Origin of the sequence: Epibacterium ulvae (assembly GCF_018678075.1) — a bacterium.
GTDB classification, from domain to species: Bacteria; Pseudomonadota; Alphaproteobacteria; order Rhodobacterales; family Rhodobacteraceae; genus Epibacterium; species Epibacterium ulvae_A.
Window position 1 is genome coordinate 11705 of sequence record NZ_JAHHIR010000003.1, and the last position, 23081, is coordinate 34785.

A 23081-nucleotide genomic window follows, 5' to 3' on the forward strand; every position below is an offset into this window, starting at 1 on the left:
AGAGCGTGCACGAAACTTGAAGCTTGCGAGACCACAAAAATGCCCAACAAAAACAACATCATACTTTTCATTACTGATCAGTGGCGTTGGGATACGCTGAATGATCCTTCGAACCCTGCGAGACTTCCGAACCTGCAAAATTTCCGTGATGAAGCGGTGAAATTCGACAATGCCTTCACCACTGTACCGTTGTGCACGCCTGCTCGTGGAAGCCTTTTCACCGGCCGCCTGCCCCACCAGAACGGCACAATGGACAATGTTCAAGGCAAAGCCTTTTACCCGCACGGCAAGCTTCACCCTGACCAAAAAACCTATCTCGAACGACTACGTGAGAGTGGCTATCATGTTGCGTTTGTTGGAAAATGGCATCTCGGAGATGGCACTTTGCAAGACCGCGGCATTGATGATGTGGTCCTGTCTGACGGCGGTGACGTCCCACTTACTGCTACGGGCGACGTGACCTTTAGCGAAACCCGAAAATCGCCCTACTACGGAACAATTACAGACGGCGAACCGCTAGACGGAATTCGTGTCGATAACGCCATAGATTTACTTCCCCGCCTTGCGTCGTCGGACAAGCCGTTCTGCTTGGTGGTCTCGCTACACGCACCACATTTTCCACACCACGTACCCGAGAGATACGTCGCTCTATATGACGACTTGCCGAAAGACTATGTGCCGGAAAATTGGTGCAAGCAGTTCAGCGAACCGAACAAGCCTGTTGCCCAGTCTCGTCCTTGGCACGAGGTGCATGACACATCGCACATGAGTGCAAACGACTGGCGGCGCACCGCGCAGCACTACTGGGGCTTTTGTAGCTACACCGATGCGCTTTTCGGTCGGTTCCGTACGGCAGTTTCTCAAGCTGGACTGACTGAGAACACCGTGCTTGCCTTCACCTCGGACCACGGTGAAATGCTGGGTGCCCATGGTTGGTTCGACAAGGGGCCATTTTTCTATGAGGAAGTGATGCGTATCCCGATGTTGATCCGTGCCCCCGGGCAAATCAATGAAACGAGGCAGAACTTTGTTTCACTCCACGACCTCTTACCGACTCTCATCAATTGTGCCGGAGGCGACATTGAGCCCGATAGATCCTATTTCAACACCCAGTCCGACGCCGCCTTCTTTGTCTACGACGCCTATCAAGGTCGACAGTTCCGTTTTCGAGGCATCCGCGAGAAGCGTTTTAAGTATGCATGGAGCCCACATGACCTAGAAGAGCTCTATGATCTCGAAAACGATCCGGCTGAGCGTATCAACCTCGCGGGCGACCCAATTCACACAAACACGCAGGCGCGGCTAAAAAATCGTCTGTTCGACTGGATGGGCAAGGAAGGTGACTGGCTTTCCGGCCCCGCACATCACCCTCCTGTCGGAAGCTACATCGATGGTCGCGGGAGCGAGGAACAGCATGTTCACCCAGCGCTAGGGCCTCGGTCATAGACCACCCGAAACCCCGTATGACCGCTCGTGCTGTCAGGTGTGTTGCCCGTACGGGCCGCAATGCGATACCGGTAGCAGTAGCTGCGGTGACACAGGAATGACCCGCCCTTGAGCAGCTTGCGCCCCTTGGAGGCAGCGTTAATCCGGCGAGCTTCGCGAGAGACACCGCGCACCCGAAAGGGTTCGGCCGTCCATTCCCAGACATTGCCGACCATCTGGTGCAACCCGTAACCATTGGGGGCAAAGGCCATCACAGGTGCCGGCCCCGTGAAACCATCCGCCCCCGTATCAACGGTCGGAAACTCTCCCTGCCAAATGTTCACCAGATGCGCATTTTTGTCCGAAGGCTCTTCGTCGCCCCAAGGATAGCGCACATCACCTAGACCGCCGCGCGCCGCATTTTCCCACTCCGCCTCTTTGGGCAACCGTCCGCCCGCCCACGTCGCGAAGTCACGCGCATCCTGCCATGCCACATGGGTGACCGGCAAATCCTCATCGGCGGGGGGGCCATCAGGCCCGGTCGGCCAACCCCAACTGGCGTAATCTATCCGCCGCCACCATTCCAGACCTTCGACCCCCAGCGTCCCCACGCCGTCATTGGGCAAATGACTAAAAAACACATAGGACCACCCCAATTGCTCGGCCACTGTGCGATACCCCGTTGAGGCAACAAAACGTCGAAATTGTCCGACACTGATGGCTCCGGCTTCGACCCATAGGTGACGAACCTTTTTGCGGACCAACGGCCCTTCGGCATCCTGCGAAATCTGCGGCGCGTCCGTACCAACCAGGGCCGCCCCCCCTGGCACAAGTCGGCAGTTGCGCATGTGAAGCACTGGATTGGGGCAGATCGGCGGCGCCGCCAATGCAACATCGCCCTCTCCGGACGGGGCGCAGCAGCTGACCTTAGCCATTTCGACCACGGGACCGCGTTTGATTGATACGCAGTTGATCCACCACATGGCGGCCCGCGTCCTGAATGTGCCGGTTCAGCGTCGACACGGCCAAGTTTACATCCTGCGCCTTGATCGAATCAATCAGCTCACGGTGCTCCTGTATGATCGCTTCCTGTCGCCCAATGGCAATGGGAACGCGTGTGCTGATCGAGCCGAGAATCTCGCGATGCTGTTTCCAGACGCCAAAGGCCACGCGATTGTAATGGCGTTCGTACATATACTCGTGGAACTGGTGGTTCAGCTCCGTATGGCGCGCCTTGTTCGAGAAATTGATCGCTTCGATTTCCGACTGGATACGCTCCAACTCTGCGATGTCTTCCGCGCTAGCAGTCTCCACGAAAAGTTTCAGCAGATATGGTTCAAGCTGGTAACCGACCTCGGCCACGTCGCGAACGAACTCCATGTCGATAGGGCGCACCCGCGCGCCTTGATTGGGTGTAAACAGAACCAGCCCTTCCCCCCGCAATTGTTGCAGCGCCTCGCGTATCGGGTTGGTCGACGTGTTGTGCTGCTTAGCAAGCTCCGAGATCTTCAGCCGCGCATTCGCTTCAAGCCTGCCTGACAGGATATCATGCCGGATCGCATCATAGATCGATGTCTGGGATACATCGGCTGCGTCAGAGGCAAGTGCAATGGGTCCGGCAGTGCTCATTTCATAATCGTCCAAAGGTTCTGGCGTTTAGAGGCTGGCCACTCTGTCGCGCATGATTTATAATTTTTCGTACATTATTCTGACGAAGGTGCCAAGATGAACTTACCGATTAGCGCAGATCCCGCCAAGGCCGGATGCGGTGAAGGACTGCTTTGGGATGAACACCGCGGCCTTGTTTGGTGGGTCGACATCGCAAAAGAGGCGCTTCACTCCTACGACCCGGCAACACAGCACGCCAAGCGGGTCGCGATGCCATATCTTATCAGTGCGCTCGCGCTTGATCAGAACGGGGATTTGCTGATCGCCACCAAATACGGTCTGGGCCGTGTCGACCCAGAGAACGGCACCATAGTGCTGTTACATGATCCGGAGCCAGATGCCGCGGGCAATCGTTTGAATGATATGCTCGCAGGCCCCGATGGTGCGCTTTGGATCGGGACAATGTCCGAAGGCGCGAAGGGACCGACCGGCGCACTTTATCGGTATGCGGACGGCCAGCCAAAGACCATGATGACCGGCTGCACAATTTCCAATGGTCTGGCTTCTAGCCCCGACGGGACACGCCTCTACTTCGTCGACAGTGTGCCGGGTATTCTACATGTCTATGAGGACGACATTTGGCAGGTGTTGCGCCGATTTGACACCAGTACAGGCAAGCCGGACGGACTTACCGTGGATGCCGATGGTACCCTTTGGATCGCAATCTGCGATCGGGGACAAGTCATCGGCATGACACCTGAGGGGGAGATCACCACGCGGATCGATCTGCCCTGTGAGATCGTGACAAACTGTACGTTTGGCGGAGCGGACCTCAAGACCTTGTTTGTGACAACAGGCACCTTCAGCATGACTGACCAAGAAAAGGCCGCCAACCCCGCGGCTGGCGGCCTGTTCACTATAGAGATGGGGGTGGCAGGTCTGCCGCCCCACCGTGCCAACTGGCCCGAGGCCTAACACATGGTTCTTGCCGGTGGGGAGGATGCCCCGGCAAGACACCCCTCAGCGAATGCGCACGCCGCTATCGTCATCAAAAACCAATGCAGCGGAGGGATCGAAAGAGACTGTCAGACGGCCACCTTTGGATGGCCGTGCAGCCCCCCGAAGTTCAACGATCACGGGGTGCGCCTCGCCTTCGAAAGACGAATAGGCGTATGACACACCGCCGAGGTTCTCAATCACATCGATGTCGAGAGAGGCCTGCATCGCACCATCTGCCGCGAAGTGTTCCGGACGCAGGCCTACTTTTACCTGCTGCCCACGTACGAGCGCTTGCGTGACCTGAACAGGGAGCGGCGCATCCCCTAAACGCGGTACTGAAACCATAGTTTGTCCATTGTCCGTAGACATAACAGTCGCATCAAAGAAATTCATACGGGGCGAACCGATAAATCCAGCGACGAACAGATTGTCGGGGTCGTCATAGAGTTTGGCCGGTGATCCGGCTTGCTCAATACGACCGTCGCGTAGAACGACGATCTTGTCAGCCATGGTCATGGCCTCCACCTGATCGTGCGTGACGTAGATCATTGTCGCGCCCAACTGCTTGTGCAGCTTGGCAATCTCCACACGCATCTCAACCCGCAATTCGGCATCGAGGTTCGAAAGTGGTTCGTCAAACAGGAACACATCCGGTTGCCGTACGATGGCACGGCCAATGGCGACGCGTTGGCGTTGCCCCCCCGACAGGGCCTTGGGCTTGCGATCCATGTAGTCGGTCAACTTCAGAATACGGGCAGCTTCATCGACCTTTTTTGCGATCTCGGCCTTCGGGGTCTTTCCGATCTTGAGTCCAAAGCTCATATTCTCGCGCACGGTCATGTGGGGATACAAAGCGTAGGTTTGGAACACCATGGACACGCCGCGCTTGGCCGGATCCATGTGCGTCACATCCCGCCCGCCGATTGTCATGCGTCCATCCGAGGTTTCCTCAAGGCCCGCAATCATGCGAAGAAGCGTTGATTTCCCACAGCCCGAAGGGCCAACAAAGACGCAGAAATCGCCATCCTCGACCTCAAGGTCCACGCCGTGGACCACTTGCACGTTGCCGTATTTCTTAACGGCCTGCTTCAGCGACAATTCAGCCATTGCGCTTCCCTTCCAAGTCAAAAATATCCAAAAGCGATGACATGCCGCGATCTGCGAGCAGGTCGGAACCGTTCAGCGCAGCCCCCGCGTCTGACAGTAAAAACACCGCCAGAGCGCCGATTTCATCCACGGTCGTGACCTCTGCGTCCGGCGTCCACGACCGAAAGCGTTCGGCCAATTCCGGCGTCTTCATCGCCTCCTCAACGATCTCGGTCCGGGTCATTGCCGGACTTATGGCATTCACGCGCAAGCCCTTGGCGCCCAGCGACCACGCCATGGCGCGGGTCATCGCCACGATCGCGGCCTTAGTTGCGGCGTAACCTTCATGGCCGGGATTGGTGGCGCGCGCGTGTACAGACGCGATATTGACGATCGCGCCCCTCCCGGCCTCCGCCATGATCCGTCCTGCCGCTTGGCATCCCACGAGAACGGAACGCTGGTTGACCGTCCAGAGTGTTTCCATCTGATCACGGGTCATCTCGAGAAACGGCACCTTGATGGTGACGCCGGCGTTGTTGACCATGCCATCCAGCTTGCCCATGCGCTTATGCGACGTCGTAATTGCCTCCTCAAAGGCGTCCAGATCCGTCACGTCGACCTGCGCAAAATCTGCGCTTATCTCGGTCATCTTAGCGCGGCCGTCGTCTTTATCAAAGCCTGTCACCTGCGCCCCCGCCTTGGCACAGGCGCGGGCGATGCCCAGCCCGATGCCCGCCGCGGCGCCGGTGACGATGATATGTTTCCCTGTCAGGTTCATTTCACCGCTCCTGCCGTGGCACCGGCCATAATCTTGCGCTGGAAGACCGCGAACATCAGCAACAACGGGAGAGAGCCCAACACCGCCGCAGGGAACAGTTTGGTCGGGTCGATCCCGGTGTTGCCGACGAATTTATAGACTGCGATCATTACCGTCAGCTTATCTTTATCCGTCAGCAAGAGCAGCGGATAGATAAAGTCGTTCCACACCATAATCATCACGAACAGCGACAGTGTGGCTGTGACAGGGGCCAGAAGCGGCCGGATCACATGCCAGAAAATCTGCCAATTGTTGCAGTTATCAAGCCTTGCAGCCTCTTCCAACTCCATCGGGATGGCCGCAATAAAGCTGGTGTAAAAGAATACTGCGAGCGGCAGCTTTAGTGCGGCAAATGCAAGAACAATGCCAAGATAGCTGTCCAGCAAACCAATATCGCGGAAGATAACGTAGATCGGCGTGATGGTGACAAAATTTGGCGTCGCCAGCCCCAACGCCATGATCATAACGATCACACGGCTGGTGCGGTTCTGCAGGCGGGCCAACGGATAGGCCGCCATGGCACCTGCAAAGACGACCACAACAATCACGGAAAGCGTGATGCCCAGCGAGTTCAGAACCGAGCGGACATAACCCATCGAGGACAGCGCCGCCATGTAGTTGCCCCAGTACAGGCTGTCCGGCAGGCCCAACGGGTCTTGCGCGATCTCGGTCGAGGTTTTGAACGACATCATGACCATATAGATCAGCGGGAGCAGCATGATCCCGACCAATGCCAGCACGATGCCATGCACGAGGATGGACTTTGCGCGACGCGTGATGAAATCCCAGTCAGGGCCCGTATGCGCGCGGGCCGTAGTTTGTGTCTCGGTCAGGCTCATTACGCTTGCTCCCGGTCACGCAGGACCTTGTTCTGTAAAAAGGCCACGGCCAGCACGATCACTAGCATGACAATCGACAGCGCACTGGCGAAGCCGAATTTATATTGGCCAAAGAGGTTGTCAATAATGTCGATGGACAAAAGGCGTGTGGCCCCGTCCGGCCCGCCCTTGGTCAGGATGAAGGGCAGCTCAAAGGTTTTTAGCGTTCCGATAGTGGTCAGCATAACCGACACGGTGATCGACGGGCCAAGCAACGGCAGTTCAAGATAGCGGAACCGTTGCCAGCTTGAGGCCCCTTCCAACCGTCCGGCTTCGTTGATCTCTTCGGGAATACCTGCAAACCCCGCCAGAAAGATCGCGCAGGTAAAGCCGGTGAACATCCAGATTTGCGCAAAGGCCACGGAATAGAGCGCAATGGAAGGATCACCCAGCCAGTTTTGCTCCCATGCGCCAAGCCCCAGATCGCGTAGTGCGACGTTAATGCCGCCATTCAGGGGTGAATAAAGGAACTGCCAGATATAACCGACCACCACAAAAGACATCATGGCAGGCGTGTACAGTGCAGCCCGGCTAAAATTGCGAATTAGCGGCAGGCGGTGCAGCATGGCCGCAAAAAACAGCCCCGTCACGGTCAGCGCAGATACGACAATCACGGTGTACCACAGGGTCAACCAGATTTCGTTCAGGTAACGATCGCGGGCAACGATGCGCTCGTAGTTCCGCCAGCCGATATCGTTTGCCTCACCGATGCCTTTGTAGTTGGTCAGGCTCATATCGAAAGTCAGGATGATCGGGTGAATAAAAAACAGTCCGATCACAAGCAATGCTGGGAATGTGAAAAGATACAAGGATCGTCTGGCGCGCATGATGTCCTCCCCTTCGTTGTAATCGTGGTGTCCGGCGCACCATGCGCCGGACGCGGCTGCTTACAAGTTGTCTTCTACGACATCGTCCCAACGCTGAAGCGTGTCGTCATTGTCACGGTCAATGTTCAGCAAGAAGCCCGTGATGCTGTCTTCCCACTCCGACTGAAGCGGTTTGGGGAACTCAAGCGTCGAGAACGGCCACAGGATCAGGCTGCCCTGCTCGCGCGCTTCGGTGTAGGGCGCTGCGAGATCGGGCATGGTGAGAGCCCCCCCCACGAAAGGGCTGTACGCGCCTTCGGCTTCAAGGAAAACGTTCAGGTTCTCCTCGACCGCGAAGAAGTCGACCCACTTACGCGCCGCTTCAGGGTTTGCAGCGTCACGCGGGATCGCCCAGCCGGGGCCGACAAGATCAAGCGCAAGACCGTGCTCGGTGAAGGCAGACGGCATCGGCGCGAACTGATAGTTCAGACCCTCGACGCCCGAAAAGCCGCCGATGTTCCATGCGCCCTGCGGCAGGATCGCCACGTTACCCGAGCGGAATTCCTGCGGTGCAGTCGCCCAAGGATCAAGGCCCGCCTGTAAATCCGGATCGAAACACTCTGCCGCGACAAGATCACGGACACTGTCCAAGGACGCATTGAAGTTTTCGTCCCCGACGAATTGACGTTCGCTGCTGCCATATTCCGCAGGAGAAGCACCATTAAGGTCGATGCCGTTTGCGCCAACGTAGAGCATGGCAGAGAAACTACCTGCGAAAATCATCGGCGCGATACCCTTGGCCGACAATGCCTGACAGGTCGCCTTGAGCTCATCCAACGTCACCGGCGCCTTGTCGATACCGACCTGAGCTAGAAGATCCATGTTGACGAAATTGCCCATACCGATGACTTCGAGCGGATAAACGAGGATCTCGCCATCCTTAGTCATCACATCGCGCACGTCCGGCACCATTTGATCATACCAGGCGCTATCCGTTCCAAGATCGGACAAAAACCCGGCGCCCCCCCATAGATCAACCAGAGAACTGTCGACCATCGTCACGTCCGGTGGGTTGCCACCTTGCAAACGCGGTGGGATGACTTTGTCTACATCCTTGCGCGCGACGTATGTCAGCTCGACATCGATGTCGGGATTTGCAGATTCAAACTTCTCGATTAACTCAGGTAAGCCAGCAGGCTCGGCCTCGTTCCCCTTCCATGCAACGACGTCCAAAATTGTCTGTGCGCTGGCAGTTGAAGCCAGAACGATTGCGGTCGCTGTGACCGTAGGTAAAACTCGAATCATTTTAAGATGCTCCTCTCTTCCCGCTAAAATCGTACATTATTTATTTTCGATTGTACATTGCCAACTTTCTTCAATAGATGATGGGCAGTCCAAACGCTCATTCCTTTATCCGCTCAAGAGGTACTCAAAATGGCTAAAGCACCTAATGTTCTATTAATCTCGACAGACCAGCAACGGGGCGACTGTATCGGTGTCGAAGGGCGCGGCATCCGGACGCCCAACATGGACCGGATCGCCGCCAATGGCGTGCGGTTTTCAAAGTGCATCACGCCGCACCCGATGTGTCAGGCGGCGCGGGCCTCGATCCTGACCGGCAAGCTGCCCTATAGTCATGGTGTGCGGGACAATGGCCGCGACATGGAACTGCCTCTGGCCGATCTGGGCTTGGGCGGTGTGTTTACCCAAGCGGGCTATGCCACGCATTTCATTGGCAAGGCGCACTTGTCGTCGCAACAGACTTTCGAGCCAACAGGCCGACCTGAATGCTACAAGAGCGCGGGCGATTTCGGGCCGGACTGGCGTGGCAGCTACATGGGGTTCGAGGATGTCCAGCTGATGTTGCGTCCGCACCACCACACCCAATGGTATCCTGCCCCTGAGGCTTTGCACTATGAATACTGGCTGGATCAGGGCGGCAAGGGAGACGAGCGCTGGACCCGCGCTAAGGATCGCCTTGCGCCTGATACCGCACATTTCCAGACATGGCGATCTGGGCTCGAAGCGCCGTGGCATTCCTCGCCATGGATCGGCGACCGCACCGTAGATATGATCCGGAACAAAGGCGACAAGCCGCTGATGGCTTGGGTGTCCTTCCCCGATCCGCACCCGCCGTTCCTGTCCCCGCAGCCGTGGTGCGACATGTATGATCGTGATGAAGTAGTAGTCGCTAAACATCCGCAGCTTGATTTGGAAAACCGCCCGTGGTGGCACCGGGAATTCGTCGAGGATCGTGCCAAACCAATCAAACAGGGCTCGGAGCACAATGCAGGCGGTATCGACTGGGGCCAAAAAGGCGATCTGAACGAAGCCGCGCTGCGCGACCTAACACGTATCTATTTCGGGATGATTTCATCCGTCGACTACGAAATCGGACGTATCTTACAGGCGCTCGAAGAAGCAGACGAGTTAGACAACACCTATATTATCTTCACCAGCGATCACGGCGAATGGCTGGGCGATCACGGGCTGCTTCTCAAGGGGCCGATGCTGTACGACGGGCTGCTGCGCGTGCCCTGTCTGATCCAGGGGCCGGGGGTGCCGCAAGGCCGCGTGATCGATACCCCTGTCGGCACCGTGGATGTACTGGCAACCGCCGCTGATTTATCAGGCGTGGCCGCACCTGAAACGCACGGTCAGTCGTGGCGTGGACTATGGGACGGCACCCAAAGCCGCGACTTCGCGCTCGCCGAATACGAGGTCGATGCGATCCGCTCGGCCGTAGATATGGATCTGATGACTGTCCGAAGCGACCGCTACCGCATGTCGATGGACCTCAAAACCAATACGGGCGAGTTGTATGATTTGCACGACGATCCGGACGAAATGGTCAACCGTTTCGACGATCCGGCCTACGAAGCAATCCGACGCGAGCATCACGATATGATCCGCTCCCGACCTGACGACATGATCCCAGTATCGCCGCGTGTAGGGTGGCATTAAGCGCGCATGTCCGGCGCGCACCTACGCATCGGGCGTCCAACGTCAGACATTAGTGCCCACTCGGCGCCGCCAATCGTACATCGCATGTTGATTGGCGGCATGCTGCTCACCTAGTTGGGAAGCAATGTCGAGATGCGAAGACAACAGCTCTGTGTCTGTGGCTAAGTAAAGGGTGTTAGGTTCAGTGCCTTCCGGGACCGTGGTTCTCTACGAGGTCAGGGATTATCCTGCCTCCTGATAGCGTACGGGACTAACCTGTCAAAATGTTGTTCACGCGGTTGGGATCCGCCCACCCCAGCCGCTTTGTTGGCTCGATCTGCCTCCGTCCCAGAGGACGTCGAACTTACCCCTTGTCTCTTGGGCAGGTATTCAAAAGTTCATTCGATCAGTTAATGGCCTCCATTCGAGGCTCAAACACGGTTTCGTCAATCACATATTTTTGATTGCTTGATATGAACCAGTCCCGATGTGTTCTGACACTGCCCCCTTCTCAGCAAGCTGGAAAGAGGGCGGTGCATCTCTTGAAGGAGATGATGGATATCCGTTTTGATGGAGGTGCAAACCGAACTATCAAACAGGGAAACCACAATGTTGAATACTACCGATAAGATCATCAAACACAAAACCGGGCTTCTGATGCTGGCTGAGGAGTTGGGTAATGTGTCCAAGGCCTGCCAGGTAGCGGGCATGTCGCGCGACACGTTCTACCGCTAGAAATCGGCTGTAGATGATGGCGGCGTTGAAGCTTTATTGGAACGCACGCGGCGCAAACCAACCCAACCTCGCGACCGGAACTCCCCACCGGCAATGTCGACTGGCCCTGGCAGCAATACAAATTTGCCTTTCGCAGCATGAGAAAAAGGTAGGCTTTCCAAACCCAGATCGCCCACGTGTTTGACCGCGCCGAAGGGCTACACAAATAGCGGTGCTGGCGCAAGGCTGACCGGGACGAGGTAATGTCTGCCTGGGCAACGCCTCACATCTAACTAAACGTACTCCGCCTTTTGCACCAACCTGCCCCACATGATAGACGCGCCGCATGATCTTACGCCTCGCCACTCTATCCCTTTTGATCCTGTATCCCATCGCCTGGTTTGCACCTTTGATGCGCGCAGGGCTCCTGCCGCTCTTTGGCCTGTCGGAGATCAGCGTAGCGACCGGCCTCGCTAGCCTTTGGGACAGCGACATTTTTCTAGCACTGGTCGTCTCGATCCTTGCGCTCCTAGCGCCCCTAGTGAAAACCATTGGCCTCGCCTTGGTGCAATGGGGACGCCTGGACCGCCGCGCCATGCCAGCACTGCATGTCCTGGGCAAATTGGCCATGGCCGATATCTTCCTGATCGCGCTCTACATCACCCTCGCCAAAGGCATCGGCCTCGCCACCGTCGAACCTGCCTGGGGCCTCTACCTCTTCACCGCCTGTATCCTGATGTCGCTGGCCCTGTCGCTCTGGACCGAGCATCGGCTCACCGCCGCAGCCCCACATGCCACCCGCGCCGCGCCAGCGGCGCCTGGCCCAACGGGAGGAGATCATCTTAGATGATCGCGCGACGGGCGGGAGTATTTGACTGCGCCAAACACTTGAACAAAACCTGAACATCGGGCAGAACTCTGTCATGGCAAAAACAAGTTTCTCCTGCTCCGCCTGTGGAGCCACCTCTTCCAAATGGTCCGGTCGCTGCGAAGCCTGCGGTGAGTGGAACACCATCAGCGAAGACAAAGGGCTGGCCGCCGATGGCCCGTCCAAGAAATCGCTGGGCGCAAAACGCGGTCGCACCGTTACCCTGACCGATCTCGCCGCCCATGAGGCCCCGCCGCCGCGTATTGAATGTGGCGTTGGCGAATTGGACCGGGTGCTCGGTGGCGGTCTGGTTGCCGCCTCCGCCATTCTGGTCGGCGGTGACCCCGGCATTGGCAAATCCACACTTCTGTTGCAGGCAGCAGCACGCTTCGCGCGCTGCGGTGTCAAAACTATCTACGTCAGTGGCGAGGAAGCCTCGGCCCAGGTACGCATGCGCGCGCAGCGTCTGGGACTGGAACAATCGCCGGTGCAATTGGCGGCTGAGACCAACCTGCGTGACATCCTGACCACCCTGGAACAGGAAGCGCCGCAGCTGGTCATTATTGATTCGATCCAAACCATGTGGGTGGACAATGTCGACAGCGCGCCAGGATCTGTTTCCCAGGTGCGCGCAGTCGCCCATGAGCTGACAAGTTTTGCCAAACGCAACGGCGTCTCGGTGATCATGGTCGGCCATGTCACCAAAGAAGGCCAGATTGCAGGCCCCCGCGTGGTCGAACATATGGTCGACACCGTGCTGTATTTCGAGGGAGAACGCGGCCATCAATTCCGCATTCTGCGCGCGGTCAAAAACCGCTTCGGCCCCGCGGATGAGATTGGCGTCTTTGAAATGACTGGTCGCGGCTTGGCGGAAGTCAAAAACCCCTCTGCTCTGTTTTTGTCGGAACGCGGTGAACCCGCGCCCGGATCGGTGGTTTTTGCAGGCATCGAAGGCACCCGCCCGGTTCTGGTTGAGATGCAGGCGCTGGTGTCCCCCTCGCCCCATTCCCAACCGCGTCGCGCCGTTGTCGGCTGGGACAGTGCCCGCCTTGCGATGATCCTCGCAGTGCTTGAGGCGCGCTGTGGCATTCCGTTTGCAGGATTGGATGTCTATCTAAACGTCGCTGGCGGCATGAAAATCCAAGAGCCCGCAGCGGACCTTGCGGTGGCCGCAGCGCTCCTAAGTGCCCGCGAAGATGTGTCCTTACCGGCCGATACCGTGATTTTTGGCGAAATTTCACTATCAGGAGCCCTTCGACCTGCCCCTCAGACCGAAAACCGGTTGAAAGAAGCCCAAAAACTTGGTTTCACCGCAAGCATAGCTCCAAGCGGTGGCAAATCGGTTTCGGTGGAGGGTCTGACGTTTCGAAAGACCTCTGATCTGGCTGGTTTTGTTGGCGAGTATTTTGGCGCTGGATAGAGTCGCATAATTTAATCGCGCAAGAACAGGCGAGGGACATGGAAGATTTCACCATAGTCGACGGGGTTGTAGCCCTGGTAATTGTAATTTCTGCTTTGCTTGCGTACTCGCGCGGTTTTGTGCGCGAAGCCATGGCAATCGCGGGCTGGATCGCAGCCGCAATCCTGGCGTTCATCTTTGCGCCGCAGGCGGAACCGCTGATGGCGGAAATCCCGGTGGTTGGCGAGTTCCTGTCCGACAGTTGTGAATTGTCGCTGATTGGCGCCTTCTTTGCGGTGCTTGCGGTCGCGCTTATCATCGTGTCCTTCTTTACCCCGCTGTTTTCTGCGCTGGTGCAACGCTCGGCACTGGGCGGGATCGATCAGGGGTTTGGTTTCTTCTTTGGCGTCCTGCGCGGCATCCTTTTGGTCACCATCGCCTTCTTCCTCTATAATGTGGTCATCACCGGTCAAAGCTTTGCCATGGTCGACGACAGCCGCTCAGCCGTGGTGTTTGAGCGCCTGATCGGCAAGGTCGAGGACCGCAACCCCGAAGAAGCGCTGGGTTGGATCACTGGCAAATACGAGACATTGATGGGCCACTGCGAAGAGTAACACCGCAGCTCGCCACATCTGAGATCACGAAACGGGGCGCCAATTGGGCGCCCTTTTTGATTGTTACAATCATATACAGAGATACACACAGGTTTAATTAACCACTGTTAACGCTAGAGCGCTCAATTAACCCTTTGTTAACAATTTAGAATCGCGATTTCGACTCGGGGTTCTCCACAGGCGGATCTCGGCTCAATCTGTTAATTTTCCCAGCGAATTTGGTAAGGAAGGTTAACAAAACCCTCAAAAATCACGCGATTTTCACTAAAAACTGAACAATTTCCAAATTGGCCCCGAGCCTGCCCCATTTTCGGCCCAATTCGGCAGCCACATGGGCTCAAGACAAAAACGTGCACGAGCAGGTAAAAGGGACATCACATGTTTCTCGATCATTTTAACGCATTCGCAAATCACCAGCCGATTGAAATTGCATCCGATCTGCCTGCCGCGCTGTTTGCCACGACACCGTCCACCACGCCCCGCCCCCGCATCGGTGGCCTTCTGCCGCACACTTTGGTTGAAGCCGAAAATGGCTTTCTCCAGGCGCGTCAGCTGAAAGCGGGCGACATGGTCCACACCTTTGATGGCGGCGTTCAGGAAGTTGTGGCCGTTAAACAGTCCGTGCCGCGTCTCACCCCGATGATGCATGTTCCGGCCGGTGCCCTGGGCAATGATCGCGACATGGACCTGCCCTCGGATCACGTGATCGCGCTGGATGAAGACACTGCCGAGCAGCTGTTTGATGTGCCAGTGGTTCTGGCCAAACTGGTCTCGCTCGCTGGCTTCAACGGCATTACCCCTGCGATGCCCCAGCGTCTGGCCCGCATCCATGTGACCTTCGCTGAGGAAGAGCTGATCTGGAGCGAATGTGGCATGCTGCTGCACATGGCCGACGACAGCGACGATGACAGCGCCTATTGGATGCTCTCCCTGACCGAAAGCCGCGAATTGGTCGCCACCGCGCAAGAGCGCAGCCTGCCAGAGGCGTCCGAAATTGTGGAACAAGCCGCGTCGGGCACGCTGGATCTGCCCCTGTGGCTGCGCCAGCTGAGCTTTTCCAACAGCGTCGATTTGGCGGCGTAAAACACCTTATCGCGAGCGTACACACGCCTGCACCCTTTATACATGAATAAAATCAAGGCTCGACCGGGATAACCCGTGTCGGGCCTTGATTTCCGTTGTGATCCTTTGATGACAGCGGGGCGCAATCGTTCTATGTGAGGGCACGTCACCTTTTTTGGATTCGGAGCCGAACCCCTTGCTGATGCTGCGGTTGCTGCCTGCCTACCCTCTGTGCTGCGGACTGACCCCGTCGGCGACGCGTGGTTTCGAACCTCTAGGTGTTAATTTTTCAGACAGTTTCGCAAATGCAGGCTTGGACAATCAGGCCACCATCGGCTAGTGACGCCGCGGCAAACCTGTGCCGCGGTTCAGACACCGACGACAAAGACGCAACGAACAGCAACGCCAAAGTGGAAATGGAGCCATTCTATGTGCGGGATTTTGGGAATCGCAAACCGGGACTCGGATGTCTTCGCGGAGATCTACGATGGTCTGCTGATGTTGCAGCACCGGGGCCAGGATGCGTCCGGCATCGTCACCTACACCGGTGAATTCTTTCGCGAGCGCAAAGCCAACGGGCTGGTCAAGGACGTCTTTGGCCCTGACGACGCTGATACGCTGACCGGCAAGGTTGGCATGGGTCATGTCCGTTACCCCACGGCGGGCTCGCTCTCTGCCGCAGAGGCGCAACCGTTCTTTGTGAACGCGCCCTATGGCATTTACCTGGTGCACAACGGCAATATCACCAACACCGCCGAGCAGCGCGAGAAGGTCACCGCCAAATACAGCCGTCATCTGCGCACCACATCGGATTCCGAGATCCTGCTGAACGTTCTGGCGGACAAGGTTGCCGATGCGATCAAGGTCAACGGCAATCGCGAGCCGATCCGCAATATTTTTGCCGGGGTCAAAATGACGATGGAACGCGTGCAGGGCGCCTACTCCGTGATCTGCATGATCGCAGGCGTTGGCATGTTGGCCTTCCGCGACCCCAATGGCATTCGCCCCCTGTCGGTCGCCACCCGCAGCGCATCCGGTGACGGCGATGACTATGCCTTTGCCTCAGAAGACGTGGCCTTTGGCATCAACGGGTTTGAGAAGATCCGCGACGTCAAACCAGGTGAGGCGATCCTGATCGATCTGGACGGCAATATGCATTGCCATCAGGCAGTTGAGGGCAAGCTGAACCCCTGTATCTTTGAATATGTCTATCTGGCACGTCCCGATTCCATGCTGGACGGTGTCTCGGTCTACAAGACCCAGCTGCGGATGGGTCAGGCACTGGCGCAACAGATCAAGGATTCCGGTCTGGAAATCGACAGCATCATCCCGGTGCCGGATTCAGCCCGTCCCGTGGCGCTGGAAGTGGCCAATTCAACCGGCATTCGCTACCGCGAAGCGCTGGTCAAGAACCGTTATGTGGGCCGGACGTTTATCATGCCGGGCCAACAGGAGCGCAAAAAATCAGTGCGTCGCAAGCTGAACGCCATCCCGCTTGAGATGAAAGGCCTGAACGTGCTGCTGATCGACGATTCCATCGTCCGCGGCAACACCATCAAAAAGATCGTCGAAATGTGCCGCGATGCAGGCGCCAAGAAGGTCTATATCGCCTCGGCCTCGCCACCGGTGAAATACCCCAACGTTTATGGCATCGACATGCCCACCAAGCACGAGCTGATCGCAAACGGGCTTGAGATCGAGGAAATCCGCCAAGAGCTCGGTGCAGATGCGCTGTTCTATCAAAAGCTGGAGGATCTGATCTGGGCCGCCAAAGAGGGCAACGCCGAAATCGATGGCTTTGACTGTTCCTGCTTTGACGGCAAATACATCACCGGGGTCACCGCTGAATATCTGGACGGTCTGGAAAACAGCACCCGTGTGAGCGCCAAGATCAAGGACATGCCAAACTCTGGCAGCTCCTGGAACAAGGAACAGGTGGCATCGGGTTAAGCCCCACACGTGCGCAAACTAGCTGTTTGTACTTTGCCGCAGGGCAGAGTAAGACGCCGCCCAATCAGTTCATCAAAGACGCTGGTCTCCGCATCAGCGTCTTTTTCTTTGGTCACCATGCAGTCAGGAACGTCATTTGGATCCGCATCTCGCCAGGCTTTTGACGTCTCAACGCACCTGCCGTTGCTGCGGAGCCACTTTTGCGCAGCTTATCAGCCTGTCCTGTGACCGGCCTGACATCTGCAGCGACGAGCATATCGTGCAGGACAATACCGCTGTTCTGACCGAAGCCGGCGATGTGTTGACCGAAGATTTCTGCCGCATCGGGGATCTGCATTTCCTGCGCGCGGTACTGGCGCTGCCGATCAACAATGCGGGCGAGACCGAATTCATTCTGGGCACCTGGGCCAGTGTCACGGCGGATGACTTCCACGACTACCACTCTTTGCTGGATATGGGAGAGGTCGACACGATGGGCAGCCGTCCGGCCTGGCTTGCCAATACCATTCCGCTGCATGAAGGTCAGCCACCGGCCGCCAAAATCCAGCCGCGCGGCGATGGGCAATATCCGGATCTGGATGTGGTTGAGACCTCGCATTCGCTTCACACCTTGCAGCAGCGCGGGTTGGAGTTCGAGGACCTGCTGGAAATGCTCTATGCCTATGGGCACGATCTGCCGTCGCTCCTGTACGATGCCTGATTGCCTGTGACCGCGAGGGTTTGGTTTCAAGGCATGCGCGGCTCAGATACCGCAAAGCACGCATAAATCCGCTGGCCCAGATCAGGCCTACCAGCGGTTCTTTGCACGCATCTCCCCCTGGCCTTTCCCTTCGCCCGGCACGCTGATAGCTGCGCCTCTTCGCCCCGCTAAATGGCACCGGGCAGTCAAACAAGAGGCACAGGCAGTCCCAAAATGGGTTCAAACAACACAATAGAAGACACACCAAAACATGTGGCGCAATCCGCGACGCAATCAGACGCGCTGCCAACCGGCGGGACGGTTTTGGTCGGCATTTTTGGCGCGACCACCGCGCCAGAGGCATTGGTGCGCACCAGCAGCGGTCGGGTGCGACGCGTGAAAAACGGCAGCCGTGTGGCCTCGGGTCAGGTTGTTGCCATCGACGAAAAAGGCTTGTTGCTGCAACGGGGCGGCCAGACCCAGCGGCTGCAAATCCCCGGCAGTTAGTCGCAGCGCCAACACGCCCCCTTGACCCTGCCAGCCCGGCAACGCAAGAAAGCGGTATGACACAGAAACTTGCTTTGATCACCGGTGCGTCGCGTGGCCTTGGGGCCGCATTTGCAGAGGCGCTTGCCCCGACCCATCACATTGTCGCCGTTGGACGGACCGCTGGCGCGTTGGAAGAGCTGGATGACCGCATCCAGGCCGGTGGCGGCAGCGCCACCCTGGCACCGATGGACATCACCACGCCGGACGCCATGGCCACCCTGTGCCGCGGTATTCATGACCGCTGGGGCCAGTTGGATCTGTGGGTTCATTGCGCCATCCACGCCGCCCCGTTGAGCCCGGCAAATTTCGTAGCCCCCAAGGATTGGGAGAAAAGCGTTGCGGTCAATGCCACCGCGACCTCTCTGCTGATCACCTATGTCGCGCCCCTTCTCGGACAGTCGGGCAAAGCGGTGTTCTTTGATGATCCTCGTGGCGGTGAGCGGTTCTTTGGCGCCTATGGGGCGAGCAAAGCCGCGCAGATGGCACTGGTACGCAGTTGGCAGGACGAAAGCGAACGCACCGGACCCAAGGTGCAGATCCTGGCACCCAATCCCATGCCCACCGCCACCCGCGCGCGGTTTTATCCCGGCGAAGACCGCGACACTCTTGCCGCGCCCCAGTCCGAGGCTGCGCGCCTGTTGCCCGCCGTTCTGGAAGACTAACTCACGGTCGGCATCCGTCCGAACCCGCGTGAATTATCACCGACTTGATCGGACAGGTGCCCGCTGCGGGACGCTTTCCTCCCGCTTGGGACACGCAGCCCCTTGCCCCGTTGCGGCGTTGGCCATATTCACGATGGCAACGATGTAACGCAGGGCAAGACATGCGCATTTTGATCACCAATGACGACGGCATCAATGCCGAGGGTCTGCAAGTCCTGAGCGAGATCGCCAAGAGCATTGCAGGGGATACGGGCGAAGTCTGGACCGTTGCGCCCGCATTTGAGCAATCCGGTGTGGGTCATTGCATCAGCTATACCCGGCCGTTCATGATTTCCGAACAGGGACCGCGCCGCTTTGCCGCCGAGGGCTCTCCGGCTGATTGCGTGCTGGCCGGTCTCTATAATGTGCTGAAAGACACGCCGCCGGATCTGATCCTGTCGGGCGTCAACCGGGGCAATAACTCCGCTGAAAACGCGCTCTATTCCGGCACATTGGGCGCTGCGCTGGAAGGCGCGTTGCAGGGCATACCGTCGTTTGCGCTGTCCCAGTATTTTGGCCCCGAGAACAAGGAACTGGCCAATCCGTTTGAAGCCGCCGCCGCCCACGGTGCCGCCGCCATTCAAAAGGTTCTGAAGGCCGCTCCGGCCAATAACAGCGCCTATCAGCTGTTTTACAATATCAACTTCCCACCGGTTGCCGCCGATGACGTCAAGGGGATGCGTTTTGCCGCCCAAGGCCTGCGTCAGGGCACGCGGTTCAGTGCCGAAAACTCCAACTCGCCAAATGGGCGTCATTACACTTGGATAAAAGGGGGCGATCAGCGCGCCGAAACCGCACCCGGCAGCGATGCGGCGTCGAACCTAGCCGGCTATGTCTCAATCACGCCGATGCGCGCGGATCTTACAGCCCATGATGTTCTGGAGGGGTTTCAGGCAGTAGAATGACACCGGGACCCGATCCAGAAACCAAGATGCAATTCCTGTTCGCGCTGCGTTCCAAAGGCGTGACCGAACAAACCGTTCTGGAAGCGATGGAGACCATCGATCGCGGGCTGTTTGTGCGCGGCCTGTTCTCGGATCGTGCCTATGAGGACATGCCGCTGCCGATTTCCTGCGGCCAGACGATTTCGCAGCCCTCGGTGGTTGGCATCATGACCCAGGCGCTGCAGGTGAGCCCGCGCGACACAGTTCTGGAGGTGGGCACTGGGTCCGGCTATCAGGCAGCGATCCTGGCGCGGCTGGCCCGCCGGGTCTATACCATCGACCGCTATAGCCGTTTGGTGCGCGAAGCGCGCGATGTGTTTGACCAATTGGCGATCTCCAATCTGACCTCTTTGGTGGGCGATGGATCGCATGGAATGCCCGAACAAGCGCCCTTTGATCGTATTATTGTGACCGCTGCCGCCGAAGATCCGCCAAGCCCGCTGTTGGCGCAGCTCAAGATTGGCGGCATAATGGTGCTGCCTGTTGGCCAGTCTGACCACGTACAATCGCTTATTCGTGTGCATAAAACCGCCGACGGGCTGGAATATGACGAATTACGCTCTGTCCGCTTTGTTCCCCTGCTTGAGGGACTGGGCAAAGAGACATAAGAAATTGAGGTATACCATCCATTTGTCGCAGCGCGCGTGAGCACGCTGGATCGCGGCAGCAAGAGGTGGGGTTAACAAACGGGCCGGGCCGCACTGGGTTCTGCTGTGATTTGAGGAGAGCGAAGATGACCGTGACCATCCCACGCCACACACGAGGCGCAGGCCTGCGCATCACGTCTGCCCTTGCTCTGCTGTCGGCACTGGCCGCCTGTGACGGCTCCCCGCTGGATTACGATCTACGGGGCCGCGTCGGTGGTTTTACCACGGCACCTGCTGCACAGACCGCCACCGCCAGCCGCCCCACCGCCGATGCGCGCGGCTTGATCAGCTATCCCTCATATCAGGTTGCCGTCGCTGAACGCGGTGACACGTTGGCCGATGTGGCCACCCGCATTGGTCTGCCCGTCGGCGAGCTGGCCCAGTTCAATGGCATGCAACCGGGCGACACCCTGCGCCGGGGTGAAGTGATCGCCCTACCCCGCCGTGCCCCCGATGTGGTGCCCCAGTCTGAGGTTGTCGCCCCTGGTGGCGTCGACATTGCCGCCCTCGCCGGCCAAGCGATCGAAACCGCGCCGCTGGCTTCCAACAATCCGGGATCAGCAACCCCAACCACCCTGCGCCCGACACCCAAACCACAGGCCACGCCCGCGGTCCAGGGCGGACCAGAACCGGTGCGCCACAAGGTAGAACGGGGAGAGACCGCCTTTACCATTTCGCGGCTCTATCAGGTGCCGGTGAAATCCCTGGCGGAATGGAATGGGCTGAACAGCAGTTTCTCAATCCGCGAAGGCCAATTCCTGTTGATCCCGATCAAGGATCAACCCGCCCCCAGCCGCCAAGACCAAGCCCCCGCAGCCCCCGAAGTGCAGGTTGTCGCCGCCCCCGGTGTGGGCAGTCCAACGCCAACCCCGCCCAGCTCCACCAAACCGCTGCCGGATGAAAAAGTCGAACCCGCCGCTGCCAAGCCGGAAATCATCCCCGAGGTCACGGTCCCGGCCCCGACCCAAGCACCAGATTCCGCCATGGTCTACCCGGTGCAGGGCAAGATCATCCGCACCTATAGTAAGGGTAAAAACGACGGCATCGACATCTCAGGGCCCGCCGGTGCCACCGTGCGCGCCGCCGATTCCGGCACCGTGGCCGCCATCACCAAGGATTCCAACGGCATCCCGATCATCGTTGTGCGCCATGATCCTAAGGTGCTGACGGTTTATGCCAATGTCGACAAGATCGAGGTCAACAAAGGCGACACCGTCCGCCGCGGCCAAGCCATCGCCGCCCTGCGCGAAGAAGCCACGCCTTACGTCCATTTCGAGGTCCGCAACGGCTTTGACAGCGTGGATCCCCTGCCGTATTTGAATTGATGCCGACCTAGGGCCCTCGCTCAGAACTAACCCCCAACATATGCATGCCGATGCCGCGCGCGGCGGCGTGCCGGATCAGCAGGCGGTTGGATCACAAGTTTTCATTGTGCGCTCCTGCCCTAGACAGATGTCTTTTTTGTGTGTTGCATACTCGCCTTGAGCGATTCACAGTGCGTAAATTCATGCATAAATTGATCGTCAGATTATGAAAAACCTTTTTATTTTTTTCGTCCTGCTGGGTGCGGCGCTTATACCCAATGTTCCCCTGGCGGATGACATCACGCGTATCGAAGAGATCTTGCATAACCAAAGATTTAGCGATGACGGATTAACAGTGACCACAGAGGAGACCGCGACAGTTGAAGGTTGCGCCATTCGCCTTGTGAGGACATCTGCAAACAGATGCCACAAGGACACGGGTTTCTATGAAAGAACCCGGTACATCGATGTGCGCGTCTTAAATACGCATAGATTTTTTGTGTCTCGGGAGGACTTTACCGGAGAAAGCTATGAAAACCTCAAAGGTGCGGCGGCATACAGCTTCCGCTGGCATTATTGGTTCTCGTTATTCAAAGCTGGACAACGCGCCCACGCGATTTTCAAAGAAGAATACGAAAATCACCCGCGCGACATCAGCACCCGGTTGCAAGTTCTGAGCAGGCGAAACAGCGAAGAAATCGATCCCGACGCTTATGCGATGTCTTATAAGACTACCAAATTTTGCTCTGGCGCTACGATCAAGGAACCTCTGTTCAGCAGCGGCTTTGATTTCTATATGCCCCCTGAGCACACGCGCGAATTCGTGGCACTAATTGAGGATCTGGCGAAGACTTGCGAGCCGCTTTAAATCAAAATGGGCTATGCAGGATGGGGCAGTGTTATTCTCGCGGGTGGTCTCATGGCCCATGTGTTTTTGGTCTATGGGTTGGACTTCAAACCAAAGGAGGCCTCAATTGGCGTCGCCTATGGTTTGGTGTTTGGCGCAATCTTTTGGCTTGGCGCACGCCTCTCCACACCCGCTGCGTTTATCGTCACAGCAGATCCCAAAGATGTTCTGTGAGAATCGG

Annotated in this window: 23 protein-coding genes and 1 pseudogene; 17 read left to right on the forward strand and 7 right to left on the reverse strand. The window is 57.7% G+C overall.

Annotation, left to right across the window (positions count from 1 at the left end; all coding sequences use genetic code 11):
• Nucleotides 1-39: 39 nt before the first annotated feature.
• The gene (locus tag KMP13_RS00230) at nt 40-1446 is read left to right on the forward strand and encodes a sulfatase-like hydrolase/transferase (protein ID WP_215263432.1); all 1407 of its coding nucleotides are present in this window, start codon (nt 40-42) and stop codon (nt 1444-1446) included.
• Here the strand turns inward: KMP13_RS00230 and KMP13_RS00235 are convergent.
• Complete coding sequence (locus KMP13_RS00235) at nt 1419-2408, reverse strand: formylglycine-generating enzyme family protein (RefSeq protein ID WP_215263433.1); 990 nt, start codon at nt 2406-2408, stop codon at nt 1419-1421. The genes KMP13_RS00230 and KMP13_RS00235 overlap by 28 nt on opposite strands.
• On the reverse strand, nt 2353-3054 hold the full coding sequence (locus tag KMP13_RS00240) for a GntR family transcriptional regulator (protein ID WP_215263434.1): 702 nt from the start codon (nt 3052-3054) through the stop codon (nt 2353-2355). Before KMP13_RS00240 ends, KMP13_RS00235 begins: the two co-directional genes overlap by 56 nt.
• Nucleotides 3055-3150: 96 nt before the next feature.
• On the opposite strand from KMP13_RS00240, the gene KMP13_RS00245 reads away from it, so the two are divergent.
• Nucleotides 3151-4008, forward strand: a complete 858-nt coding sequence (locus tag KMP13_RS00245; protein ID WP_215263435.1) for an SMP-30/gluconolactonase/LRE family protein — start codon at nt 3151-3153, stop codon at nt 4006-4008.
• A 45-nt stretch (nt 4009-4053) separates the two neighbouring features.
• On the opposite strand, the gene KMP13_RS00250 is transcribed toward KMP13_RS00245, so the two are convergent.
• The 5 genes from KMP13_RS00250 to KMP13_RS00270 all read right to left on the reverse strand — a co-directional run bounded on the left by KMP13_RS00250 (nt 4054) and on the right by KMP13_RS00270 (nt 8924).
• Nucleotides 4054-5139, reverse strand: a complete 1086-nt coding sequence (locus KMP13_RS00250; RefSeq protein ID WP_215263436.1) for an ABC transporter ATP-binding protein — start codon at nt 5137-5139, stop codon at nt 4054-4056.
• Nucleotides 5132-5896 (reverse strand): SDR family NAD(P)-dependent oxidoreductase, encoded by a 765-nt coding sequence (locus tag KMP13_RS00255; RefSeq protein ID WP_215263437.1) that lies wholly within the window; start codon nt 5894-5896, stop codon nt 5132-5134. The genes KMP13_RS00250 and KMP13_RS00255 overlap by 8 nt, the downstream gene beginning before the upstream one ends.
• Nucleotides 5893-6774 (reverse strand): carbohydrate ABC transporter permease, encoded by an 882-nt coding sequence (locus KMP13_RS00260; RefSeq protein WP_215263438.1) that lies wholly within the window; start codon nt 6772-6774, stop codon nt 5893-5895. The genes KMP13_RS00255 and KMP13_RS00260 overlap by 4 nt, the downstream gene beginning before the upstream one ends.
• Nucleotides 6774-7592, reverse strand: a complete 819-nt coding sequence (locus tag KMP13_RS00265) for a carbohydrate ABC transporter permease (RefSeq protein ID WP_215263439.1) — start codon at nt 7590-7592, stop codon at nt 6774-6776. Before KMP13_RS00265 ends, KMP13_RS00260 begins: the two co-directional genes overlap by 1 nt.
• A 108-nt stretch (nt 7593-7700) precedes the next feature.
• Complete coding sequence (locus KMP13_RS00270; protein WP_215263440.1) at nt 7701-8924, reverse strand: ABC transporter substrate-binding protein; 1224 nt, start codon at nt 8922-8924, stop codon at nt 7701-7703.
• Nucleotides 8925-9053: 129 nt separating this feature from the next.
• Between KMP13_RS00270 and KMP13_RS00275 the strand changes: the two genes are divergently transcribed.
• From KMP13_RS00275 to KMP13_RS00345, 15 genes and pseudogenes are all read left to right on the forward strand, one after another.
• A complete protein-coding gene (locus KMP13_RS00275) occupies nt 9054-10583 on the forward strand; it encodes a sulfatase family protein (protein ID WP_215263441.1) in 1530 nt (509 codons plus the stop codon).
• Nucleotides 10584-11171: 588 nt separating this feature from the next.
• A pseudogene (locus KMP13_RS00280) lies at nt 11172-11357 on the forward strand (helix-turn-helix domain-containing protein); the annotation flags it as partial.
• Between the two features lie 265 nt (nt 11358-11622).
• The gene (locus tag KMP13_RS00285; RefSeq protein ID WP_215263442.1) at nt 11623-12126 is read left to right on the forward strand and encodes a paraquat-inducible protein A; all 504 of its coding nucleotides are present in this window, start codon (nt 11623-11625) and stop codon (nt 12124-12126) included.
• 73 nt (nt 12127-12199) lie between these two features.
• The gene (gene radA, locus KMP13_RS00290) at nt 12200-13564 is read left to right on the forward strand and encodes a DNA repair protein RadA (RefSeq protein ID WP_215263443.1); all 1365 of its coding nucleotides are present in this window, start codon (nt 12200-12202) and stop codon (nt 13562-13564) included.
• Nucleotides 13565-13602: 38 nt separating this feature from the next.
• Nucleotides 13603-14157: a CvpA family protein gene (locus tag KMP13_RS00295; RefSeq protein WP_215263444.1), complete on the forward strand. Its 555-nt coding sequence runs from the start codon at nt 13603-13605 to the stop codon at nt 14155-14157.
• A gap of 378 nt (nt 14158-14535) precedes the next feature.
• The gene (locus tag KMP13_RS00300; RefSeq protein WP_215263445.1) at nt 14536-15240 is read left to right on the forward strand and encodes a Hint domain-containing protein; all 705 of its coding nucleotides are present in this window, start codon (nt 14536-14538) and stop codon (nt 15238-15240) included.
• A gap of 408 nt (nt 15241-15648) precedes the next feature.
• Complete coding sequence (gene purF / locus KMP13_RS00305; protein WP_215263446.1) at nt 15649-17169, forward strand: amidophosphoribosyltransferase; 1521 nt, start codon at nt 15649-15651, stop codon at nt 17167-17169.
• 136 nt (nt 17170-17305) lie between these two features.
• Nucleotides 17306-17869 (forward strand): DUF2199 domain-containing protein, encoded by a 564-nt coding sequence (locus KMP13_RS00310; protein WP_215263447.1) that lies wholly within the window; start codon nt 17306-17308, stop codon nt 17867-17869.
• 213 nt (nt 17870-18082) lie between these two features.
• Nucleotides 18083-18355, forward strand: a complete 273-nt coding sequence (locus KMP13_RS00315) for a pilus assembly protein PilP (protein ID WP_215263448.1) — start codon at nt 18083-18085, stop codon at nt 18353-18355.
• Between the two features lie 56 nt (nt 18356-18411).
• Nucleotides 18412-19059: an SDR family NAD(P)-dependent oxidoreductase gene (locus KMP13_RS00320; RefSeq protein WP_215263449.1), complete on the forward strand. Its 648-nt coding sequence runs from the start codon at nt 18412-18414 to the stop codon at nt 19057-19059.
• Nucleotides 19060-19220: 161 nt separating this feature from the next.
• Entirely contained in the window at nt 19221-20003 is a 783-nt protein-coding gene (gene surE, locus KMP13_RS00325) for a 5'/3'-nucleotidase SurE (RefSeq protein WP_215263450.1), read from the forward strand.
• On the forward strand, nt 20000-20650 hold the full coding sequence (locus KMP13_RS00330; protein WP_215263451.1) for a protein-L-isoaspartate(D-aspartate) O-methyltransferase: 651 nt from the start codon (nt 20000-20002) through the stop codon (nt 20648-20650). Before surE ends, KMP13_RS00330 begins: the two co-directional genes overlap by 4 nt.
• A 125-nt stretch (nt 20651-20775) precedes the next feature.
• On the forward strand, nt 20776-22014 hold the full coding sequence (locus KMP13_RS00335; RefSeq protein ID WP_215263452.1) for a peptidoglycan DD-metalloendopeptidase family protein: 1239 nt from the start codon (nt 20776-20778) through the stop codon (nt 22012-22014).
• A gap of 205 nt (nt 22015-22219) precedes the next feature.
• Complete coding sequence (locus KMP13_RS00340) at nt 22220-22861, forward strand: hypothetical protein (protein WP_215263453.1); 642 nt, start codon at nt 22220-22222, stop codon at nt 22859-22861.
• Between the two features lie 51 nt (nt 22862-22912).
• Nucleotides 22913-23074 carry a hypothetical protein gene (locus KMP13_RS00345; protein WP_215263454.1) on the forward strand — a complete coding sequence of 54 codons (162 nt, stop codon included), beginning with the start codon at nt 22913-22915 and terminating at the stop codon, nt 23072-23074.
• The last annotated feature ends 7 nt before the right edge of the window (nt 23075-23081 follow it).

Bases quoted from the DNA above. Each gene is read 5' to 3' on its own strand.
- KMP13_RS00230 (WP_215263432.1), top strand. From the start codon at position 40: ATGCCCAACAAAAACAACATCATACTTTTCATTACTGATCAGTGGCGT.
- KMP13_RS00235 (WP_215263433.1), bottom strand. From the start codon at position 2,408: ATGTGGTGGATCAACTGCGTATCAATCAAACGCGGTCCCGTGGTCGAA.
- KMP13_RS00240 (WP_215263434.1), bottom strand. From the start codon at position 3,054: ATGAGCACTGCCGGACCCATTGCACTTGCCTCTGACGCAGCCGATGTA.
- KMP13_RS00245 (WP_215263435.1), top strand. From the start codon at position 3,151: ATGAACTTACCGATTAGCGCAGATCCCGCCAAGGCCGGATGCGGTGAA.
- KMP13_RS00250 (WP_215263436.1), bottom strand. From the start codon at position 5,139: ATGGCTGAATTGTCGCTGAAGCAGGCCGTTAAGAAATACGGCAACGTG.
- KMP13_RS00255 (WP_215263437.1), bottom strand. From the start codon at position 5,896: ATGAACCTGACAGGGAAACATATCATCGTCACCGGCGCCGCGGCGGGC.
- KMP13_RS00260 (WP_215263438.1), bottom strand. From the start codon at position 6,774: ATGAGCCTGACCGAGACACAAACTACGGCCCGCGCGCATACGGGCCCT.
- KMP13_RS00270 (WP_215263440.1), bottom strand. From the start codon at position 8,924: ATGATTCGAGTTTTACCTACGGTCACAGCGACCGCAATCGTTCTGGCT.
- KMP13_RS00275 (WP_215263441.1), top strand. From the start codon at position 9,054: ATGGCTAAAGCACCTAATGTTCTATTAATCTCGACAGACCAGCAACGG.
- KMP13_RS00285 (WP_215263442.1), top strand. From the start codon at position 11,623: ATGATCTTACGCCTCGCCACTCTATCCCTTTTGATCCTGTATCCCATC.
- radA (WP_215263443.1), top strand. From the start codon at position 12,200: ATGGCAAAAACAAGTTTCTCCTGCTCCGCCTGTGGAGCCACCTCTTCC.
- KMP13_RS00295 (WP_215263444.1), top strand. From the start codon at position 13,603: ATGGAAGATTTCACCATAGTCGACGGGGTTGTAGCCCTGGTAATTGTA.
- KMP13_RS00300 (WP_215263445.1), top strand. From the start codon at position 14,536: ATGTTTCTCGATCATTTTAACGCATTCGCAAATCACCAGCCGATTGAA.
- purF (WP_215263446.1), top strand. From the start codon at position 15,649: ATGTGCGGGATTTTGGGAATCGCAAACCGGGACTCGGATGTCTTCGCG.
- KMP13_RS00315 (WP_215263448.1), top strand. From the start codon at position 18,083: ATGGGTTCAAACAACACAATAGAAGACACACCAAAACATGTGGCGCAA.
- KMP13_RS00320 (WP_215263449.1), top strand. From the start codon at position 18,412: ATGACACAGAAACTTGCTTTGATCACCGGTGCGTCGCGTGGCCTTGGG.
- surE (WP_215263450.1), top strand. From the start codon at position 19,221: ATGCGCATTTTGATCACCAATGACGACGGCATCAATGCCGAGGGTCTG.
- KMP13_RS00330 (WP_215263451.1), top strand. From the start codon at position 20,000: ATGACACCGGGACCCGATCCAGAAACCAAGATGCAATTCCTGTTCGCG.
- KMP13_RS00335 (WP_215263452.1), top strand. From the start codon at position 20,776: ATGACCGTGACCATCCCACGCCACACACGAGGCGCAGGCCTGCGCATC.
- KMP13_RS00340 (WP_215263453.1), top strand. From the start codon at position 22,220: ATGAAAAACCTTTTTATTTTTTTCGTCCTGCTGGGTGCGGCGCTTATA.
- KMP13_RS00345 (WP_215263454.1), top strand. From the start codon at position 22,913: ATGGCCCATGTGTTTTTGGTCTATGGGTTGGACTTCAAACCAAAGGAG.